Below are 17,151 nucleotides of genomic sequence, written 5' to 3' on the forward strand. Positions count from 1 at the left end.
CCAATTGCTTGCCAGGCGATTGGATCTGCAAAGAAAAACTCTCGCTCAATTATTATTAGCTGTTCTGTACCTGCTTTCTCAGTTTAAGCAACTTTTATTTACAATTCTAGAAGTAGCTCCTTTTGTAATTCTTCTGTTGGCTTGCTATTTCTATATCTTGATTGTGCCAGCCTCAATAGAAGTTTTGATTCTGATCGATGTCAACAACTTCTGAAGATACCATCAGCCATTGCATTTCTTTTGTTTTGGCGTGATGCTTATTGCAGGTAACTCCTCCTATCACCATTGAGGTTATATATTCAAAGTAGCACTTTTTTGTGGATAAAGTTTATTTCGTTGACTTTCCTTTAAGATCCTTTGCATTGCTTGACATTTGTTGACCCAATTCTTACTTTTTTGCAACATATATTCAGAGAATAGGGGACTGGTGATTGGTGATTGGTGATTGGTGACTGGGGGTTATCTCCGCTACTTCCCCTACTTCCCCTACTTCCGCTACATTCTGCCTTCTGCCTCCTCTCATTGATTTTTTCTATGATCCATACTCATACACATCACAAGCACCGCTGTTTTTTGTATAACAAAGAATTAATGCCTTATGTAGATGCTCTTGAATGGCAGCGATCGCTACTTAAAGAACGCATCAACAACCCCGATCTCGAAGATGTACTAATTCTGTTGGAACATCCGCCAGTTTACACTTTAGGACAAGGTGCAAACCCGGAATTTCTCAAATTTGACCTTGACAACAGTGAATATAATGTGCATCGAGTTGAAAGAGGTGGCGAAGTTACTTATCATTGTCCTGGGCAACTGGTAGGGTATCCAATCTTAAATCTGCAACGTTATCGTCAAGACTTGCATTGGTACTTGCGCCAACTTGAGGAAGTATTAATTCGTGTTTTAGCAAATTATGGTTTACAGGGAGAACGCATTCCTGGTTTTACAGGTGTGTGGTTAGAAGGAAGGAAAGTGGCAGCCATAGGCATTAAAGTTAGTCGTTGGGTGACTATGCACGGTTTTTCTTTAAATGTTTGTCCTGATATGACAGGATTTAATCGCATTGTACCCTGTGGTATTACTGATAAGCCTGTTGGCAGTTTAGCAGAATGGATTCCCGGTATCAAATGTTTAGAAGTCCGTTCTTGTATAGCTCAGTCATTTTCCGAGGTTTTTGGCGTGGAATTAATAGATTGCCATTATCAATAATACACTAGCAGTCAGTATTAATGCTATACCAATAGCTAGATAAATAGCATTATAACCATATATTGCTTAATTATTGTATAATAAAATACTGATTATTTAGAGTATGTATGATCTCAGTAAAGCTATGGAGAAATTCCATAAATTTTCTGAGAAGATTCTGAGAAGATTATGATCTAGGTTACTTTTAAATTAAAGCAGAAATGGTAAAATTTTTACTTGGGTGTTGGTTGCGTTGGTGTTTAGTAATAGGTTTAAGTTGCTGCCTATTAGCTAGTTGTAGTGTGAATCCTAGTGTGGGAAAAACTCTGCGAGTAGCGACTGAACCAGCATTTCCACCGTTTGAGTTTCAACAGAATGGGGGAGAGTTACAGGGTTTTTCCATTGATTTAATGAAAGCGATCGCAACTGCGGCTAATTTCCAGATAGATTTTCAAAGTTTACCTTTTGATGGCATCATTCCCGCACTGCAAGCTAAAACCGTAGATGTGGCTATTAGTTCAATTACCATAACTCAAGAAAGGTCAAAAACTGTAGATTTTTCTCGTCCTTATTTTAAAGCTGGGTTAGCGATAGCTATTCGCACAGATAACCAAGAAATTAATAGTTTTGAAAGTCTACAAAATAAAAAAATCGCCGTTCAAATTGGTACAACAGGAGCAGAAACAGCTAAAACTGTACCTGGGGCGCAAGTGAGCAGTTTTGATTCTGCACCGTTAGCATTACAAGAATTACTAAATGGAAATGTAGACGCAGTTATTAACGATGCACCTGTTACATTATACGCCATTAATACAGGTAATCTCCAAGGAATCAAAGTCATACAACAATTACTCACCGAGGAATTTTACGGAATTGCTACAGCTAAAAATTCCCCTTATTTATCTTTAATCAATCAAGGTTTAACAAAAGTATTAAAAACCGGAAATTATCAACAAATTTACCAAAAATGGTTTAAGTCAAAACCGCCAGTATTACCAGAAAAAACACTATTTGCAAATCAAAACGCCCCTACTTTAAATTCTTTTAGCTTAATATTGCAATTATTACCGAATTTATTAACTGGTGTTTTGGTGACATTGCAACTAGCAATTATATCAGTTTTCTTTGGTTTAATTGGTGGTTCATTCATAGGAATTGTTCGCCTTTCGGCAATTAAACCTGTGCAATGGTTAGCCAGGACTTATATAGATTTTTTCCGAGGTACACCTTTATTAGTGCAGATTTTTATGATTTACTTTGGTATACCTGCACTTTTGCAAGAATTGGGTTTTACTTTATCATTAAATCGCCTTGTTGCGGGAGTCATGGCTTTAAGTTTAAATAGTGCTGCTTACATTGCAGAAATTGTTAGGGCTGGGATTCAATCAATAGAAATTGGACAAACAGAAGCAGCCAGATCACTGGGTTTAAATTCTGTACAAACTATGCGTCATGTAATTTTTCCCCAAGCCTTTCGGCGCATGATTCCCCCTTTAGGTAATGAATTTATTAGTTTATTAAAAGATACCAGTTTAGTTGCAGTAATTGGTTTTGAAGAACTGTTTAGAAAAGGACAGTTAATAGTTGCAGAAAATTATCGCGCCTTTGAAATTTACGCAGCGGTAGCGGTGATTTATTTATGTTTAACCTTGGTTTCTTCTCAAGCTGTTAGTCGGTTAGAAGCGTGGATGAATCCGGGAAAAAAGCCAAATGTAAAGATTTAATAATTGATGAATTATTCAGGAGTCAGGGTAATACAGCCGTTTCCTAAGTTATGAGGTATAAGGCTAACAGGCAGGATGCCTGTTCCACAAGGGTTTTATGATTTCCGTTTGTACCTCACTAAGATGAAATATGCTGTAAGTAGAACGACGGGAAAAAACCAAAGTATCTAAAGAAAAGTAAATTAATCTAAAAACCTCTTCTCTCTTGCATGAGTGCCTCTTGCCTTGTCATAACGACAATTTTTAACGCCTACCTACTTAGTTGTCAGTTGTTACGATTTTTGAAACAAGAAGATGATTTTCCCTAACTCTAGTCTAAATTAATAAAAAGTTAGGGGTAAACCCGTACACAGGATAATGTTCCCAGATATTCGAGACTATCAAATTCTCTTTCTCAGTGTATTCCTGATTTTAGGAATTGGCACAAGAGATTGGACATTGCGGCCGGAGTTGATTTTAATTGCGATCGCCACTTGTCTAGTCACACAATGGATATTGTCATTATTCATTAGTCATTGGTCATTAGTAACTACCACGGCAAATGACAATAAGTTAACATTTAATTTCCGTAGTTCTTTAATTACTGCTCTGGGACTTAGTTTACTACTACGGGCTGACCATTGGACAACTATGGTTTTAGCCGCAACAACAGCAATAAGTAGCAAATTTATCTTTAAAATAGGTGATAAACATTTCTTCAACCCTGCCAACTTTGGTATTATTTCCGCCTTATCCCTAACTTCTGATGCTTGGGTTTCTCCTGGACAATGGGGAGAAGAATGGTGGTATGGACTATTATTTTTTGGTACAGGAGGAATGATTTTACAAAAAGTTGGTCGTTGGGACACCACCGCAGCTTTTTTAAGTGCATATTCCCTACTGGAAGCTGTGCGTAATATTTGGCTAGGTTGGACTTGGGATGTTTATTTACATCGGTTAATGAGTGGTTCTTTAATACTGTTTGCATTATTTATGGTGACAGATCCCCGATCTATTCCTAACGCTCCCATCGGTCGTATAATTTGGGCAGTTTGTATTGCCATTTTTACCTTTATTTTGCGGAATTATTTCTTTCTTTCTACCGCAGTTTTTTGGGCTTTATTTGTCCTTGCGCCGTTAACTGTTTTCCTAGATATTATTTGGTTTAGTCCGAGATTTTTTTGGCAGCAAGAAAATTAGCAGTTTAGGAAAATGGGGAGCTAGAGGAGTAGGGGAGGTAGGATAAGTTAATAACCCAATCACCAATCACCAATCACCAATTACCAATTACCAATTACCAATCACCAATTACCAATTACCAAAAAAAATGAAAAAATTTCGTTTATTCATTCCCTTAATCATAGCACTTTTAGCTGTTTTATCTTTTGCCCCTACAGCTTTAGCTTTTTGTGGTTTTTATGTTGCTAAGGCTGATACTAAATTATATAACCAAGCTTCTCAAGTAGTCATGGCGCGAGATGGTAATAAAACAGTATTAACAATGGCTAATGATTTTCAAGGAGATGTGAAAGATTTTGCAGTTGTCGTACCTGTTCCCACAGTTATCAAAGAGGAACAAGTGCGGGTTGCTCAACCTAATATTGTTGAAAGATTAGATGCTTTTAGCGCCCCTAGATTGGTAGAATATTTTGATGAAGATCCTTGTTCTCCACAAATAAGACCACAGTCAATGTTAGCACCAACTGCTGCTGCCAGAGGTGGAAGTTCTGAAGAAAAAGCAATGGCAGATAACAGTTTGGGTGTGACTGTTGAGGCGCGGTTTAATGTGGGTGAATATGATATTTTGATCCTCAGTGCTAAAGAATCTAATGGTTTGGAAACTTGGTTAAATCGCAATGGTTATAAAATTCCCAGAGGTGCAAATCAATTATTAAAACCTTACATTCGTTCCTCTATGAAGTTCTTTGTTGCTAAAGTTAATTTAGATAAATTTGAGGAATCAGGTTATCAATTTATTAGACCTTTACAAATTGCTTATGAATCACCCAAATTTATGTTACCCATTCGTTTGGGTATGATTAATGCCAATAATGAACAAGATTTGATTGTTTATATTCTCTCACCTCAAGGACAAGCAGAAGTTACTAACTACCGCACAGTAAAAATTCCTTCTAATATGAATATTCCTGTGTTTGTGAAAAACGAATTTGGGGATTTTTATAAATCTATGTTCCAAACTTCTTATACCAAAGAAGATAAAAAAGTAGCATTTTTAGAATATGCTTGGGATATGGGTAATTGTGATCCTTGTTCTGCTCAACCTCTGAATACTGAAGAACTTAAACAAGCTGGTGTGTTTTGGTTAGATAATCATGGTAATAACAATAATAGAATCGCACCAGGTTTTGGTTTTCCGTTTTCTAATAATAATGTTTACATCACTCGTTTGCACGTCCGCTATACTCGCAATAAGTTCCCTGAAGATTTGATGTTTCAAACAACTTCTAACCGGGAATCTTTTCAAGGACGTTATGTGTTACAACATCCGTTTACAGGTAATTTACAATGTTCTGCGGGGAGAGAATATAAACGTTCGTTATCCCGACGGTTTGAACAAGAAGCACAAACTTTAGCACAGTTAACGAATTGGAATATTCAAAACATTCGTCAAAAAATGAAACTGACTGTGGGAAATATCTCAACTTCTTGGTGGGAAAATTTCCTGATGTTTCTAGGATTATAAACTATTCTCTCAGACTTTTTTCAAAGTTTTAGTTTGTGAGTTGAAGAACTGGGTTATCCCCCTAACCCTTATCTAAAAAAGGGGGTTCAATAATGGACAATTGACAATGACCTCTCCCTGAAAGGAAGAGGATTGAAAAAGTGGATTTTTTTTGATTTTTTCCCCTTGAAAGGGGAGGTTTTAAACCTTGAATGAAACAATTGTCAATTATCAATTATCAATTATCAATTATGTTGCAGTGGGTGGTAATAGTAATTTAGGTGTAGGTGAAAATATTTATCAAAGTTCAGGAACAGGTTTAGGGTTAACTTATGGAGAAGTGGAAAAATTCCAACGTGGTTGGATGTATAGTAATGGACATAGAAAGAATATTCTTTTACCAGAATATAAAAAGTTTGGTTATGGCATAGCTATGGGGAAAGATGGTAGTATTTATGCAGTGCAAATGTTTAGTAATTAGCTATCAGCAGTCAGCTATTCCCTATTTCCTTTTTACTGTCACCTGTCACCTGTCACCTGTCACCTTAATCTGAGATATCCTGATAAATGATAGAGATTGGCTTAAAGAAGTAGAATGAAACTGGCAGCAAGAGTAAGTCAGGTGACACCCTCGATCACCTTAGCGATCGCAGCTAAAGCTAAGGCCATGAAAGCTGAGGGTATTGATGTTTGTAGTTTTAGCGCGGGAGAACCGGATTTTGACACACCAGCACATATCAAAGCAGCCGCCGCTAAAGCTTTGGAGGAAGGAAAAACTAAATATGGTCCTGCTGCTGGTGAACCTAAGTTAAGGGAAGCGATCGCCAACAAGCTAAAAAGCGATAATGGTCTTGATTATAAAGCAGAGAATGTTTTAGTTACCAATGGCGGTAAGCATTCTCTTTACAATTTGATTGTGGCATTAATTGATCCAGGTGATGAGGTAATTATCCCTGCACCCTATTGGTTAAGTTATCCCGAAATGGTGACATTAGCTGGTGGTAAGTCGGTAATAGTCCATACAGATGCTTCTACAGGCTACAAAATCACCCCAGAACAACTGAAAAAGGCAATTACCCCAAAAACTAAGTTATTTGTTCTTAACTCTCCTTCTAACCCCACAGGGATGGTGTACACACCAGAGGAAATTAAGGCTTTAGCTAAGGTAATTGTTGATGCTGATATTTTAGTTGTTTCTGACGAGATATACGAAAAGATTCTCTATGATGGTACTGAGCATATTAGCATTGGTTCTTTGGGTGCGGATATTTTTGCCCGGACTTTGATCAGTAATGGTTTTGCTAAGGGTTACTCAATGACTGGGTGGCGTTTGGGTTATTTAGCTGGACCATTGGAAATTATTAAAGCAGCGAGTACCATTCAAGGTCATAGTACATCTAATGTGTGTACCTTTGCTCAATATGGGGCGATCGCTGCTTTGGAAAGTTCCCAAGACTGTGTAGAAGAAATGCGTCAAGCTTTCGCTAAACGTCGTCAGGTAATGTATGACAGACTCAATGCTATTCCGGGGTTAAGTTGTCCTAAACCCGATGGTGCTTTTTACCTGTTCCCTGATATCAGCAAAACCGGTTTGAAGTCTTTGGAATTTTGCAACGCTTTGTTAGAAGAATTGCAAGTTGCTGTTATTCCCGGTGTGGCTTTCGGTGCTGATGATAACATTCGCCTTTCCTACGCTACGGATATGGCAACCATTGAAAAGGGGATGGATCGGTTAGAGAAGTTTGTGCGATCAAAGATATGAGGTGACAGGTGACAGGTGACAGTTAAGAGGGAATAGGGAATAGGTGACAATGAGAAGGGTATAGTAGGGGAAAAATAAATTATTGCTCCTGTAACTCCCAAACTCTTGTCAGGTTTTAGCATTGCTAAACCCCTACTCAACTCCTTCTGTCATTCTGTCACCTGTCACCTATTCACTGTCACCTGTCACCTGTTCCCTGTCACCTATAAAATGTCATATTTTTGACATTGGGCTATGAGTTTGGCTTTGATGAGCGATCGCACGTTTTCCGGTGAAACTATTTCACAGTTTTCTCCATAACGCAACACTTCCCGCACCAACCAAAAAGGGTTTGACACTTTTCTCACCACTTGACACACATCTCCTACAACTTCGTTACTGATATCATTGGGTTTTGCTTCATAAGCTTTTACCATTCCACCATAAAAGTGTAAGTGTACTTTTAGGGTATCTAGCCCTTCATGCCGCCATTGTCCGTTTACTGGGACAACACCTTTGATTCTATCCAGACGTAAACAACGGTTGTGTATTAGTTCTGGAAAGTCAGGTTTGACAATATCTTGAGTTTCATCACACCAAATATTTAAGTAAAAACGCTTCTCTTCAAAAGCTATTTCTGCATAACGCACTGTAAATGACACATCCTGTCCTTGAGAATTGGTATAGAGTAAGTGAAATGGTTGTTGATTTTGGCGAAATTGATCGGCAAGTATGCGCCATGCTTCCGTCGGTTGACTGACTTGTTGAAGTAGTAATTGACGCATCGGTAGTTCAAGTTGTCCGCGTTCTAGTAACAAACTAGAGACAGTTTGCGCTTGTTCAATAAAACCGGAATCCTTGAGTATTCCTATAGCTTGCTGGAGTGCGGTTACTTGTGTGGAGTTGAGGGTGAAAGGTTCACCGACTTCAAACTCTTTTTGGGCGATCGCTACCAGTAATCCAGAGATACTGGGAGACTTCCCCCAGAAGATCCGCAATTTGCGGGCGATTTCTTCTAGTTGTTCCTTTGTCCCAGCCGGAATTGACAGTGTAATTGTTTCTTTTTTCCTATTCATCTAAAAAGTGTAACTACATTATTGACATATTGCTTATTTACAGTTATTGTATCTGTATACCAGGTGAATAGATAAATAAAATGAGGAAAAAACAAGGTTACTCCCTATGCAGATACAAAAAAAGCCAGAGTCTAGCTCTGGCCTACAAGCCCTCATAGGGATTAATGAGTGTATTAAAGCCTTGATCACATCTTTTCTATAATTTCAATCCCTGATAGGGATTAGGATTTAGTTTCAAGGCTTCTCTAGTATACATCGTGGGGAAAGCTAATGGAATATTTTTTTATTTTGCACTCACTTCTTTACTATAGACAAAAAAATAAGTGCTATATTAAGGAGAACCAGAAGAAAGTCATTCTAGTTCACCTATCAGAGTCGCACCTATAGGTTAGCACGGGCATGGCTTCTTGGGCGCAAATCTATTGAGGTAATCTCTAAAGCTTCTCTAGTAGCCATCTTGGGGAAAGAGAATGGAAAATTTTTTATTTTGCCTTCACATCTTTACTATAGACCAAAAAATAAATGCTATCTTAGAGAAGAAACAGAAAGTCATTCTAGTTTACCTATCAGAGTCGCACCTGGTTGGCACTGGTATGGCTTGTCTGGTTGTAAATTTGGAGAAATAACCATGACTTTTAGCGAGATTGCTGCACTTGAAGAGCGAAGAGATTGGCACACCAGTCAAATCAGTATGATTGACAATAAACTACGAGAATATTACTACTCAAATATTGTCAATGAAGAAGGTGATGTTATTTCGTATGCTGACTACTTTGATCAGTATCAAGGTGAACTGATGAGACATTAATAATCATTTCACAAGCTATAGCTTAAAAAGCATTTATGACATATTGGGGGTAATTTATCTTACTCCCATTTATGGAAAATAGGAGTTATTGAGGTCAAAAACTATGATCGATAATTTACTTTCTCGAATTTCCAATGAAAAACTGACACCATTGGTGGCAGAAATTGGTTAGATTCATAATTTAGTCATTTTATAAAAGTGTAACAATGGCAGATGGAGATGATCAAATGCAAAACAATACTCCCACAATTACAGAAATTCAAGAATTATCCTCACAAATTCCTGAGAGAATACCTTATTTAAAAATGTTAGCTTTATTTGGTTCTAGAGCAACTGGTAAAACTAAAGCTAATAGTGACTGGGATTTTGCGGTTTTATGTGATGAAGAAAAACGTCATAATTACATAGCAAATAATATTGGTCGTTTATTTGAATTGCCAATAGTGATTGGTGAAGTTTTGCACATAAATCCTGACATTATAGATATTGTAGAACTAAATCAATGTTCTTGGTTAATTGCTCATTTTGTGGCACGGGATGGAATTGTGTTATATGAAAAAATACCTGGAGAATTTAACAATTTTCGAGTAAATTCATTAAAACCTAAATCAGAGTTAAGAAAATTTCGCCAAGAACAACACCGAATTATTGAACAAGAGTTAAATAAGTGGGGAGCATGAGTAATATAGATTCTGAAATAGTTTTATCAAGACTAAGGTTAATTACCAAATATTACAATACCTTAGAAGAATTTCGTTCTCTGAGTCTTGATGAATTTTTAGCTGATTTTCGTCAACAACTAATCGTAGAAAGATTATTGCAATTAATGACTCAAGCTGCAATAGACATCAATGATCATGTCTTATCAAAACTCAATCCTGGAAAAACATACACTAATTTTGAGGCTTTCATTGAATTGGGTAAATATCAAATTTTGACTCCTGAACTAGCAAAACAAATTGCACCATCATCAGGTTTAAGAAATCGTTTGGTTCATGAATATGATGATATTGATCCAAATCAAGTTTTCAAGGCAATTAGTTTTGCCTTACAGCAATATCCGCTTTATGTTAGACAAATCAACTCTTATTTAATTACATTGGAAGAAGAAAATGAGTAAACGCGGTCGGCTTTTAAATCGTCCTCCTAAATCCTTAGAGGAAATTTATTTCAGCGAAATTCGCCCCCAGCTTTATGAAAATCATGCACATCATCATCAATATGGTGTGAGAAAAGGTACAACTCTAGCAGAACATTTAGACTCTGCGTGTCAGTTCATTTTAACAGTTAGCAGGATAGCAGAAGTAGCAGAAGATAAACGACCTTTATTATTAGCTGCAACTGCTGTTCATGACCTCAATAAATTAGAAGGTTCTAAAGGACGAAATGTTAAAACATTAGCTAGAGATAAAGACTTTCTAAAAGAACAACTTGAAAAGGCTTGTGTTCTTAGCTTTGTAAACACAGAAGATGATTTAGAATTAGTCAGAAAACTAATTGAACGCCATTCAGGTCACAGTGCCAGTGATGGTGCTAGATTTTTACCAGAAGACCCAAATATTGAACGTTGGGCGGCAATGTTAATTGCTGCTGACTTGTTTGATTTAGGTATTCCAGATGAGCTAAGATCTCGCAAAATAGAAACAGAATTAACAGTTGCTTTTGGCAGAAAATGTAATCTTTTTCGAGTGCGTTTATCGGAAGATAAAGGTTATATTACATCCTTGTTACTGGGTGCTTGTGAAGAAGTTTTACATAACTATGGCTTTCATCCCATCGCCATTTTTCCAGATAGCGAACTGTTTGAAGGGGCAAATTTACCAAATGTAGATTTAACCAAAGAAATAGCTGCTGTTTGGCAAAGTAAAATTGATCAAGTTTTTGGTAATAATATTGAAAAACTTGTCAGACCTACTAAAGATGGTATCAAAGTTACTCATCAAGCTATTCAACAAAATATTGATGAAGTTTTAGTCAATATTCAGGCTCTTTTAGAAAAGAAAAAATCTGGCTATAAATCAGATAAGATTGCTAAAGATGTAACTAAATGGGGAGATAATGCAGGTGAAGATGCACTAAAAAAAGCGGCTGAACTAGGATTATTGCCTGTAAGTAATGCAGAAGAGTTTGCTATATCTGAAGGTTTAAAAGCTACCTATCTGAGTTATCGAGAAGCAGGTTTAAGCCCTAAAGAAGTTTGGGATAAAATCGCTCATCACACTGGAATTTCTGACCATCAACGTCTGGCACTTGAACCATTTAATGGTCAGTATGGACGACCTTTATTTGCAGCAAAAGCGGCTATTCATGGACTTGAAGGTATTAACGAAGCTCTGAAAGAGTCTTTTCAATTAAGAAATAACAGTACAGAAACTTCTGAAGAAATAGAAGTATCTGAAGAAATGATTTTAGCAGTTAACAGAATGGTAAATTTACCTTTTGCTACTCAGCTAATTGGAATTAATGAATTAGATGCTTATGTAGAAGCTAATCCTAGACAAAGATGTTCTTTAGGTTCTACATCTAGTGAAATAGATGAATTAATTTCCGCAAATATGCCTCCTGGAACAAAAGTACAGGCTTTTTCTAATCGTTTACCAGGTGGTATTAGTGCTGAACCAAAAAGACAAGCAGATTCTATTGCTGCGTTAGCTTATCAAGTGATGACAGTAGGTGCAAAATTCCCTAAAGTTAGCAAACAAGAACCTCTTTATTTACATTTAGCATTACCTAAAGGTTCTGCTCCTGAACTTTTGAGAATTTGGCGCGAATTTATAGAAGAACTTTCACATACAAATGCTGAGGGGGGTCCTGTTACTGTTGATCAATTACAACTTTATCGAGATTACAAACTTGAATTTAAAGCTAATAAAGTAGTTGGTGTAGCATTACCTAAACGACCAGATTTTATTCATACATCTGTGATTAGTGCTTTAGTTTGGGGAGATGTTAATGCTTCTTTAGCTTTACTAAAATCACTGAGGTTAGGATTAGAAATATCTTTATCTTTAGATATTGGTTTTCCTTTTACTTTAAGCAGCAATATGGAGGTAGATTTATTTGATGATGTGTATGGCAGAGTTGAAGGTATTCCTGCTGCACTGCAACCATTACTGGGAAATGGACAATATAAACGTTTTAAGAATAAAAAAACTCAGGAAGATAGGAATATTCTCAGTGCAGAAGAAATTCTCGAAAGATTACGTTGTCTTGGAGAATTAGCAATATCTGTTGCCAGCATTCAGAAATCTGATGATTGTTTGTATGATTTGGCTCGTGCTTGTGATAGACCAATTGAACTTTACTTTGTTTTGTTACGTTGGATTTTACGAGAACAAGATGAACCAAATTTTCGACTTATTTGGAGTCGAATTTCTACACCATTAAATACTTTAATGAAAAGCCTTATGTCTGACAACACACTATTAACTCAATATCTCAAAGAATCTGCAAAAATCGCATCTGAAGCGAAACTTTGGGGAAGTTCACGGGATAAACGTACATCCTTAGTAGAACCTTTTGCGAAATTTATAGCAGCAGTACGTTCTCATAAATCCTATATGGACTTAGATTTAATGTTTGCTGCTTTGGTACAGCAATATCATACTCGATTAGATAGAATTCGTGAACATGGAGTTCGTAAAACTAAGTATGAATACCTGAAACAATACTATGGGATTTTAAGAAAGATTTATGAAGAGGTTTACCAACAACGTCCAGAAAAACTTTTATCTGACCACAAAACTTTGGAAGCAGCTTATCTATTCTTTTTTGAAGAAGCTGATGCTGTACTAAGAAGCACGTCTGATAATAAATCTGTCGAAACAAATACAACTGTTTAATTAACTAGGAGTTTATCATGTCAATTCAAAAGCTTTCCCCTGTTCTTGCAACCACCTATGAAAATTTCCCCAAAGGTCGGTTTATTACCTTAATTGTTCTCAGAACAACTCACTCAGAAACGATTTTTCGCACAGAAGGTTCTGGTGAATCAATGTGTAACGAGTTTGTTCAAGCTGGTGTGAATAATGATAATATTATTCAACGTTTGGTGATGACTAAACGTAAACAAGTAGCACCAGAAAGACGTTATGGAAGGGAACATTTAAGAGCGCATGATCTTTTATTCACTAACATCAAAGATAACTCTATTTGTTCCTTAAATACTAATGCACCTTGTGAAATGTGTGTAGATTGTTTCCTTTATGGTTTTGCTGCTGGTGGAGGTGGCGCACAAAAAAGTCGTATTTGGACTGAGGACGCTTTTAGTATTTTATCTGCTACTGATGTAGTAGGCGATCGCACTATTAACGCCATCTATGAAAACGGCACAATGCGAGATGAAAAAGGCAATCCTTCCACCGCTTTAAATACCAGCGAATACATCAAACCAGGAGTTCATTTTTTAGATGTTGTCACCCTCAAAGATGTAACTGCTGATGAACTGCGGTACATTGTTGGAAATATTCTTTTTACCAGTCGTTATGGTGCTGTTTCTAGTCGTGTAGGAAGGATGGAAAATCAAATATTAGGTGTTTTTGGCAGTATTACAGAATTGCCTAGTTCTTTGGAACTTGTACAAGCTACCTATGATACGTTAGGTGAACCTTTAGAACATCCTTTAAATATTCATCGAGTCATTGCAGCAACGAAACAAGTAATTACCAACTGGCAAAATAGAAGAGGGGTTTCTGTGCAACTATCAGATGAAGAATTAACAAATTTAATTACTGATGTAGAAACCCATTGGTCAGAAGCAGAACGTGATACTTTTCTCAAACGTTTAAGTCAATCCTATGAACCTTTCCGTCAAGTTGCACCTGAAAAAAACAAAGGCAAAGGTAAAGGTAAAAACAAAAATACTCCAGTTGAAGTAGAGAGTTAAATTATGTCAACAATTCCTTTTTCACAGGCAAAACTTATTGAATTACACTGTCTTGAACCAGTCTTTTTTGCCTCTAGGGAGTTGTCTGATACCTATTACACTGAGGGGTTACTTGGGAATTATGCTTTAACCTATGCTTTAGGTTGGGTAAATTCCCCCTATCGTCTCCAAGGTCAGGCTACAGGACGACCAACCTACAAAGAAGATTTCCAAGCAATAGCGTCATCTTGCTACATTTTACCAGCTTCACCAATAGGCAGAATTACATTTAGATTTGAAAGATTTAACGCTCTTTCTGATGCTTATTGGTACACCATGACTAATAACCGTGTAGCAACTGCTAGAGAAGATTTACCATTACAACGTCAAGGTACAAAACCTAGTTCATTTAGAGCAAGTAATTTTCCCCAAACAGGAAGATTACGCATGATTGAAAGGGGTAATAAATTCCAAACATTAGTATTTGGAAATCAACAATTACCAGATTATATTCGTCTGGGAAAATTCGCTAGTAAAGTGAAAGTAAATGTTTTAAAAGAGTTACCTGTAACTTTACTTCCAGAAGGTGAATATAAAAGTCAACATTATCTAAATGTTGCTGATTTACCAACACAAATAGAAGTATTTGCTTTTGATTTAATCTCTATACCTCCTGCACCAATATTAAAAAATCTTCATTTTCGGGGTGCAGCTTGGCAAATTGGCGAAATGATTGTACCAGCAGGTTTACATTATTGTGGTAGAGAAAACGGAAATGAGTAATCAAAAATTAGTTATCAGGTTAGAAGATCGGAGTATTTCAGCTTGTGCATCTCCACCAAGTGAATTATCTTTCATGGGTGAGAAACCACTACAACATCAAATTGATGTATTTGAAAAATCAAAAGATGCTGATATTATCCTTGATTTAGCACCCACAGGTACAGGTAAAACTAAAGCTGGACTCACAGTTTTATTACATCAACCAACAAAAAGTGCTGTTTATATCGCTCCAACTAATGCTTTAATTGAACAACAAACAGAAGCAGCACAAAAGTTTATTAATGATGCAAATTTAACTCATGTAGTTAAATCAGCTTCGGCTAAAGATATTAAAAGTTGGCCTAGTGATAAAGTTGGCAATCGTCCAGGAGAAAAACTATATAATGTTTTGCGAAATCCGGCAACTGTTTTTAGTGATGTTGGCGCTAATACACCGATTTTGCTAGTAACTAATCCTGATATTTTTTACTATGCAACTTTCTTTGCATACAACAGGTTAGATAAAGGTAATATTGCTAGTGGGTTTTACACCAAATTTTCTACAGTCATCTTTGATGAATTTCATCTTTATGACGCTAAACAGCTAGTGGGGATGTTATTTTACCTTGCTTATTCTCACATTTTTAAATTTTTCCAATATGGACGGAAAGTAGTATTATTGACAGCAACACCTGAACCAGCTTGTGAATTAGCATTAGAAAATTTACAAAATGCAGGTGTGAGAATAGCAAAAATTGATGGAGAAGCAAATAATGGTGAGCTTTTACCATCACAAACAGCAGTTAATTTAGAATTACGACCTAAACCAGACAATAAAGAAGAATGGTTAACAGAATTAGCAGCAGAAGTTGTTAAACGTTTTCAAGAAAAACCAAATGAAAATGGTGCAGTAATTCTTGATTCTCTGGATAATATTAATCGTCTCTCAGATTTACTAAAACAGCAAGGACTTAGTGAACATATTGGACGTATAACCGGACCCGCACCGAAAAAAGATAGACATAGTGCTATGCAACGTCAAATTATTTTAGCAACTAGCACTGTAGATGTAGGATTTAACTTTGAAAGATATCCTGAACCCACACGACAAAATTTAGACTGGTTGATTTTTTCAGCACGCGATCGCTCTGCATTTTGGCAGAGAATAGGTAGAGTAGGCCGTGTTTTAGGTAAGTCTGAAACTAACATTGATTCAGAAGCTATTGCTTATTTACCTGCTGAAGCATGGGAACAAAATATAACTTCTCTTGATACTACTGGTGGACGTGCAGCACTCAAAGAGATATTAGATAAACTTCCCTGTTTAGATAAACCTTTCCTCAAAGTTTATTGGCATTCAGAAGCATCTTTAGAAATAGCACGTCCTTTATTAGAATTGGAAGAATTACTTGATAAAATACCTGGTGCTGAATTAATTCCCAACTTGTTTGAGACATTAAGACTAATTTTTGAAAGTAAACGGACTTGGGAAAAATGCCGCTACAGAATGAAAATTTTGCGAGGTGCAGAAGCTATTGCTGAAAAAACTATCCAAGAAATTAAAAAAGATTGGATAAGAATTAAAGGTCGTCAAGCGTTTATTAAACGATTTATCGAAGTAACATCACCTGAAGAATGGAATTATTTACAAGCTGGATTTACAACGATAGAAAAATATGAGGAGGAGTTTAGAAAGCGAGATGATATACTGGCTGATTTAAAAGAATTTGCTGAAATATTCAGTACCAGCTATGCACCTTTATTTAGTTTCCGCTATAGCTTATTTGACACTCTTCCCATTCGAGATCCGCATGGATTTATTTTAGATGAATCTGAAGAAACACAATTAGATCCTTTTCACTTATTGCGGTATTATGAATTTTTCCAAAACGGTGAAGTTATAGAAATCCAAAGTCGTGCTAAGGAAATTTATAACATCAGTTTTAGAATGCGTTACCCTGATAGTAAACGAGGGTTTGCTAGTACAGAAATCAATAAACTAACAGCTTTTCGTAATTGTCAAGTTGTTCGTAAAATTGGAGATGCTATTAGACCAACACCTGCATTACAAATGTTATCAAAACATCTCTTACCAGGAGTAATTATTTGTCCCATAACTAATGCTGCTGTTATTTTTCAATTGCGTAAACAAGGAATTGTTTCTTATCCTATAACTATTGTTTGTAATGATGGTGAAAAAGAATATCAATTTTTCACAGGTTTATCGGGTATTTTAACCATTGCTATGAAATTTAAACAGTTACAACTTCCAGATGATGAAGTTTTGATTGCTTGATTTCATAACTGTAACAAGATTAAAACTAAG

The 17,151-nt window shown here is 36.3% G+C and carries 14 protein-coding genes; 13 read left to right on the top strand and 1 reads right to left on the bottom strand.

The genetic code is table 11. The features are described 5' to 3' along the window. Positions 1-534 precede the first annotated feature (534 nt). The 6 genes from lipB (at position 535) to K2F26_RS03750 (ending at position 7,336) form a co-directional block, all read left to right on the top strand. Complete coding sequence (gene lipB, locus K2F26_RS03725) at positions 535-1,209, top strand: lipoyl(octanoyl) transferase LipB (RefSeq protein ID WP_194055875.1); 675 nt, start codon at positions 535-537, stop codon at positions 1,207-1,209. Positions 1,210-1,409: 200 nt separating this feature from the next. Next, positions 1,410-2,912, top strand: coding sequence for an ABC transporter permease subunit (locus K2F26_RS03730; protein WP_220610402.1), 1,503 nt, complete (start codon positions 1,410-1,412; stop codon positions 2,910-2,912). A 357-nt stretch (positions 2,913-3,269) separates the two neighbouring features. Further along, on the top strand, positions 3,270-4,091 hold the full coding sequence (locus tag K2F26_RS03735; protein WP_220610403.1) for an RnfABCDGE type electron transport complex subunit D: 822 nt from the start codon (positions 3,270-3,272) through the stop codon (positions 4,089-4,091). Positions 4,092-4,218: 127 nt separating this feature from the next. Next, the gene (locus K2F26_RS03740) at positions 4,219-5,595 is read left to right on the top strand and encodes a DUF2330 domain-containing protein (RefSeq protein WP_220610404.1); all 1,377 of its coding nucleotides are present in this window, start codon (positions 4,219-4,221) and stop codon (positions 5,593-5,595) included. 187 nt (positions 5,596-5,782) lie between these two features. Then, the gene (locus K2F26_RS03745) at positions 5,783-6,055 is read left to right on the top strand and encodes a CAP domain-containing protein (RefSeq protein ID WP_220610405.1); all 273 of its coding nucleotides are present in this window, start codon (positions 5,783-5,785) and stop codon (positions 6,053-6,055) included. 114 nt (positions 6,056-6,169) lie between these two features. Further along, positions 6,170-7,336 carry a pyridoxal phosphate-dependent aminotransferase gene (locus tag K2F26_RS03750; protein WP_220610406.1) on the top strand — a complete coding sequence of 389 codons (1,167 nt, stop codon included), beginning with the start codon at positions 6,170-6,172 and terminating at the stop codon, positions 7,334-7,336. A 203-nt stretch (positions 7,337-7,539) separates the two neighbouring features. Here the strand turns inward: K2F26_RS03750 and K2F26_RS03755 are convergent, their stop codons facing one another. Continuing rightward, positions 7,540-8,391 (bottom strand): helix-turn-helix transcriptional regulator, encoded by an 852-nt coding sequence (locus K2F26_RS03755; RefSeq protein ID WP_220610407.1) that lies wholly within the window; start codon positions 8,389-8,391, stop codon positions 7,540-7,542. Between the two features lie 487 nt (positions 8,392-8,878). Between K2F26_RS03755 and K2F26_RS03760 the strand changes: the two genes are divergently transcribed. The 7 genes from K2F26_RS03760 (at position 8,879) to cas3 (ending at position 17,121) form a co-directional block, all read left to right on the top strand. Continuing rightward, positions 8,879-9,199: a hypothetical protein gene (locus tag K2F26_RS03760; protein ID WP_220610408.1), complete on the top strand. Its 321-nt coding sequence runs from the start codon at positions 8,879-8,881 to the stop codon at positions 9,197-9,199. A gap of 206 nt (positions 9,200-9,405) precedes the next feature. Next, positions 9,406-9,879 carry a type VII toxin-antitoxin system MntA family adenylyltransferase antitoxin gene (gene mntA / locus K2F26_RS03765; RefSeq protein WP_246605514.1) on the top strand — a complete coding sequence of 158 codons (474 nt, stop codon included), beginning with the start codon at positions 9,406-9,408 and terminating at the stop codon, positions 9,877-9,879. Beyond that, entirely contained in the window at positions 9,876-10,319 is a 444-nt protein-coding gene (hepT, locus tag K2F26_RS03770) for a type VII toxin-antitoxin system HepT family RNase toxin (RefSeq protein ID WP_220610409.1), read from the top strand. The genes mntA and hepT overlap by 4 nt, the downstream gene beginning before the upstream one ends. Further along, positions 10,312-13,041 carry a CRISPR-associated protein Csc3 gene (locus K2F26_RS03775; RefSeq protein WP_220610410.1) on the top strand — a complete coding sequence of 910 codons (2,730 nt, stop codon included), beginning with the start codon at positions 10,312-10,314 and terminating at the stop codon, positions 13,039-13,041. Before hepT ends, K2F26_RS03775 begins: the two co-directional genes overlap by 8 nt. 17 nt (positions 13,042-13,058) lie before the next feature. After that, positions 13,059-14,084 (top strand): type I-D CRISPR-associated protein Cas7/Csc2, encoded by a 1,026-nt coding sequence (gene cas7d / locus K2F26_RS03780; RefSeq protein WP_220610411.1) that lies wholly within the window; start codon positions 13,059-13,061, stop codon positions 14,082-14,084. A 3-nt stretch (positions 14,085-14,087) separates the two neighbouring features. Further along, positions 14,088-14,846 carry a type I-D CRISPR-associated protein Cas5/Csc1 gene (gene cas5d, locus K2F26_RS03785; protein WP_220610412.1) on the top strand — a complete coding sequence of 253 codons (759 nt, stop codon included), beginning with the start codon at positions 14,088-14,090 and terminating at the stop codon, positions 14,844-14,846. Further along, positions 14,839-17,121: a type I-D CRISPR-associated helicase Cas3' gene (cas3, locus tag K2F26_RS03790; RefSeq protein WP_220610413.1), complete on the top strand. Its 2,283-nt coding sequence runs from the start codon at positions 14,839-14,841 to the stop codon at positions 17,119-17,121. The genes cas5d and cas3 overlap by 8 nt, the downstream gene beginning before the upstream one ends. Positions 17,122-17,151 lie beyond the last annotated feature (30 nt).

The sequence above is a fragment of the Sphaerospermopsis torques-reginae ITEP-024 genome (assembly GCF_019598945.1).
GTDB lineage: Bacteria > Cyanobacteriota > Cyanobacteriia > Cyanobacteriales > Nostocaceae > Sphaerospermopsis.

Coding starts and splice junctions, on each gene's coding strand:
- lipB (WP_194055875.1), top strand. CDS start 535: ATGATCCATACTCATACACATCACAAGCACCGCTGTTTTTTGTATAAC.
- K2F26_RS03730 (WP_220610402.1), top strand. CDS start 1,410: ATGGTAAAATTTTTACTTGGGTGTTGGTTGCGTTGGTGTTTAGTAATA.
- K2F26_RS03735 (WP_220610403.1), top strand. CDS start 3,270: ATGTTCCCAGATATTCGAGACTATCAAATTCTCTTTCTCAGTGTATTC.
- K2F26_RS03740 (WP_220610404.1), top strand. CDS start 4,219: ATGAAAAAATTTCGTTTATTCATTCCCTTAATCATAGCACTTTTAGCT.
- K2F26_RS03750 (WP_220610406.1), top strand. CDS start 6,170: ATGAAACTGGCAGCAAGAGTAAGTCAGGTGACACCCTCGATCACCTTA.
- K2F26_RS03755 (WP_220610407.1), bottom strand. CDS start 8,391: ATGAATAGGAAAAAAGAAACAATTACACTGTCAATTCCGGCTGGGACA.
- mntA (WP_246605514.1), top strand. CDS start 9,406: ATGGCAGATGGAGATGATCAAATGCAAAACAATACTCCCACAATTACA.
- hepT (WP_220610409.1), top strand. CDS start 9,876: ATGAGTAATATAGATTCTGAAATAGTTTTATCAAGACTAAGGTTAATT.
- K2F26_RS03775 (WP_220610410.1), top strand. CDS start 10,312: ATGAGTAAACGCGGTCGGCTTTTAAATCGTCCTCCTAAATCCTTAGAG.
- cas7d (WP_220610411.1), top strand. CDS start 13,059: ATGTCAATTCAAAAGCTTTCCCCTGTTCTTGCAACCACCTATGAAAAT.
- cas5d (WP_220610412.1), top strand. CDS start 14,088: ATGTCAACAATTCCTTTTTCACAGGCAAAACTTATTGAATTACACTGT.
- cas3 (WP_220610413.1), top strand. CDS start 14,839: ATGAGTAATCAAAAATTAGTTATCAGGTTAGAAGATCGGAGTATTTCA.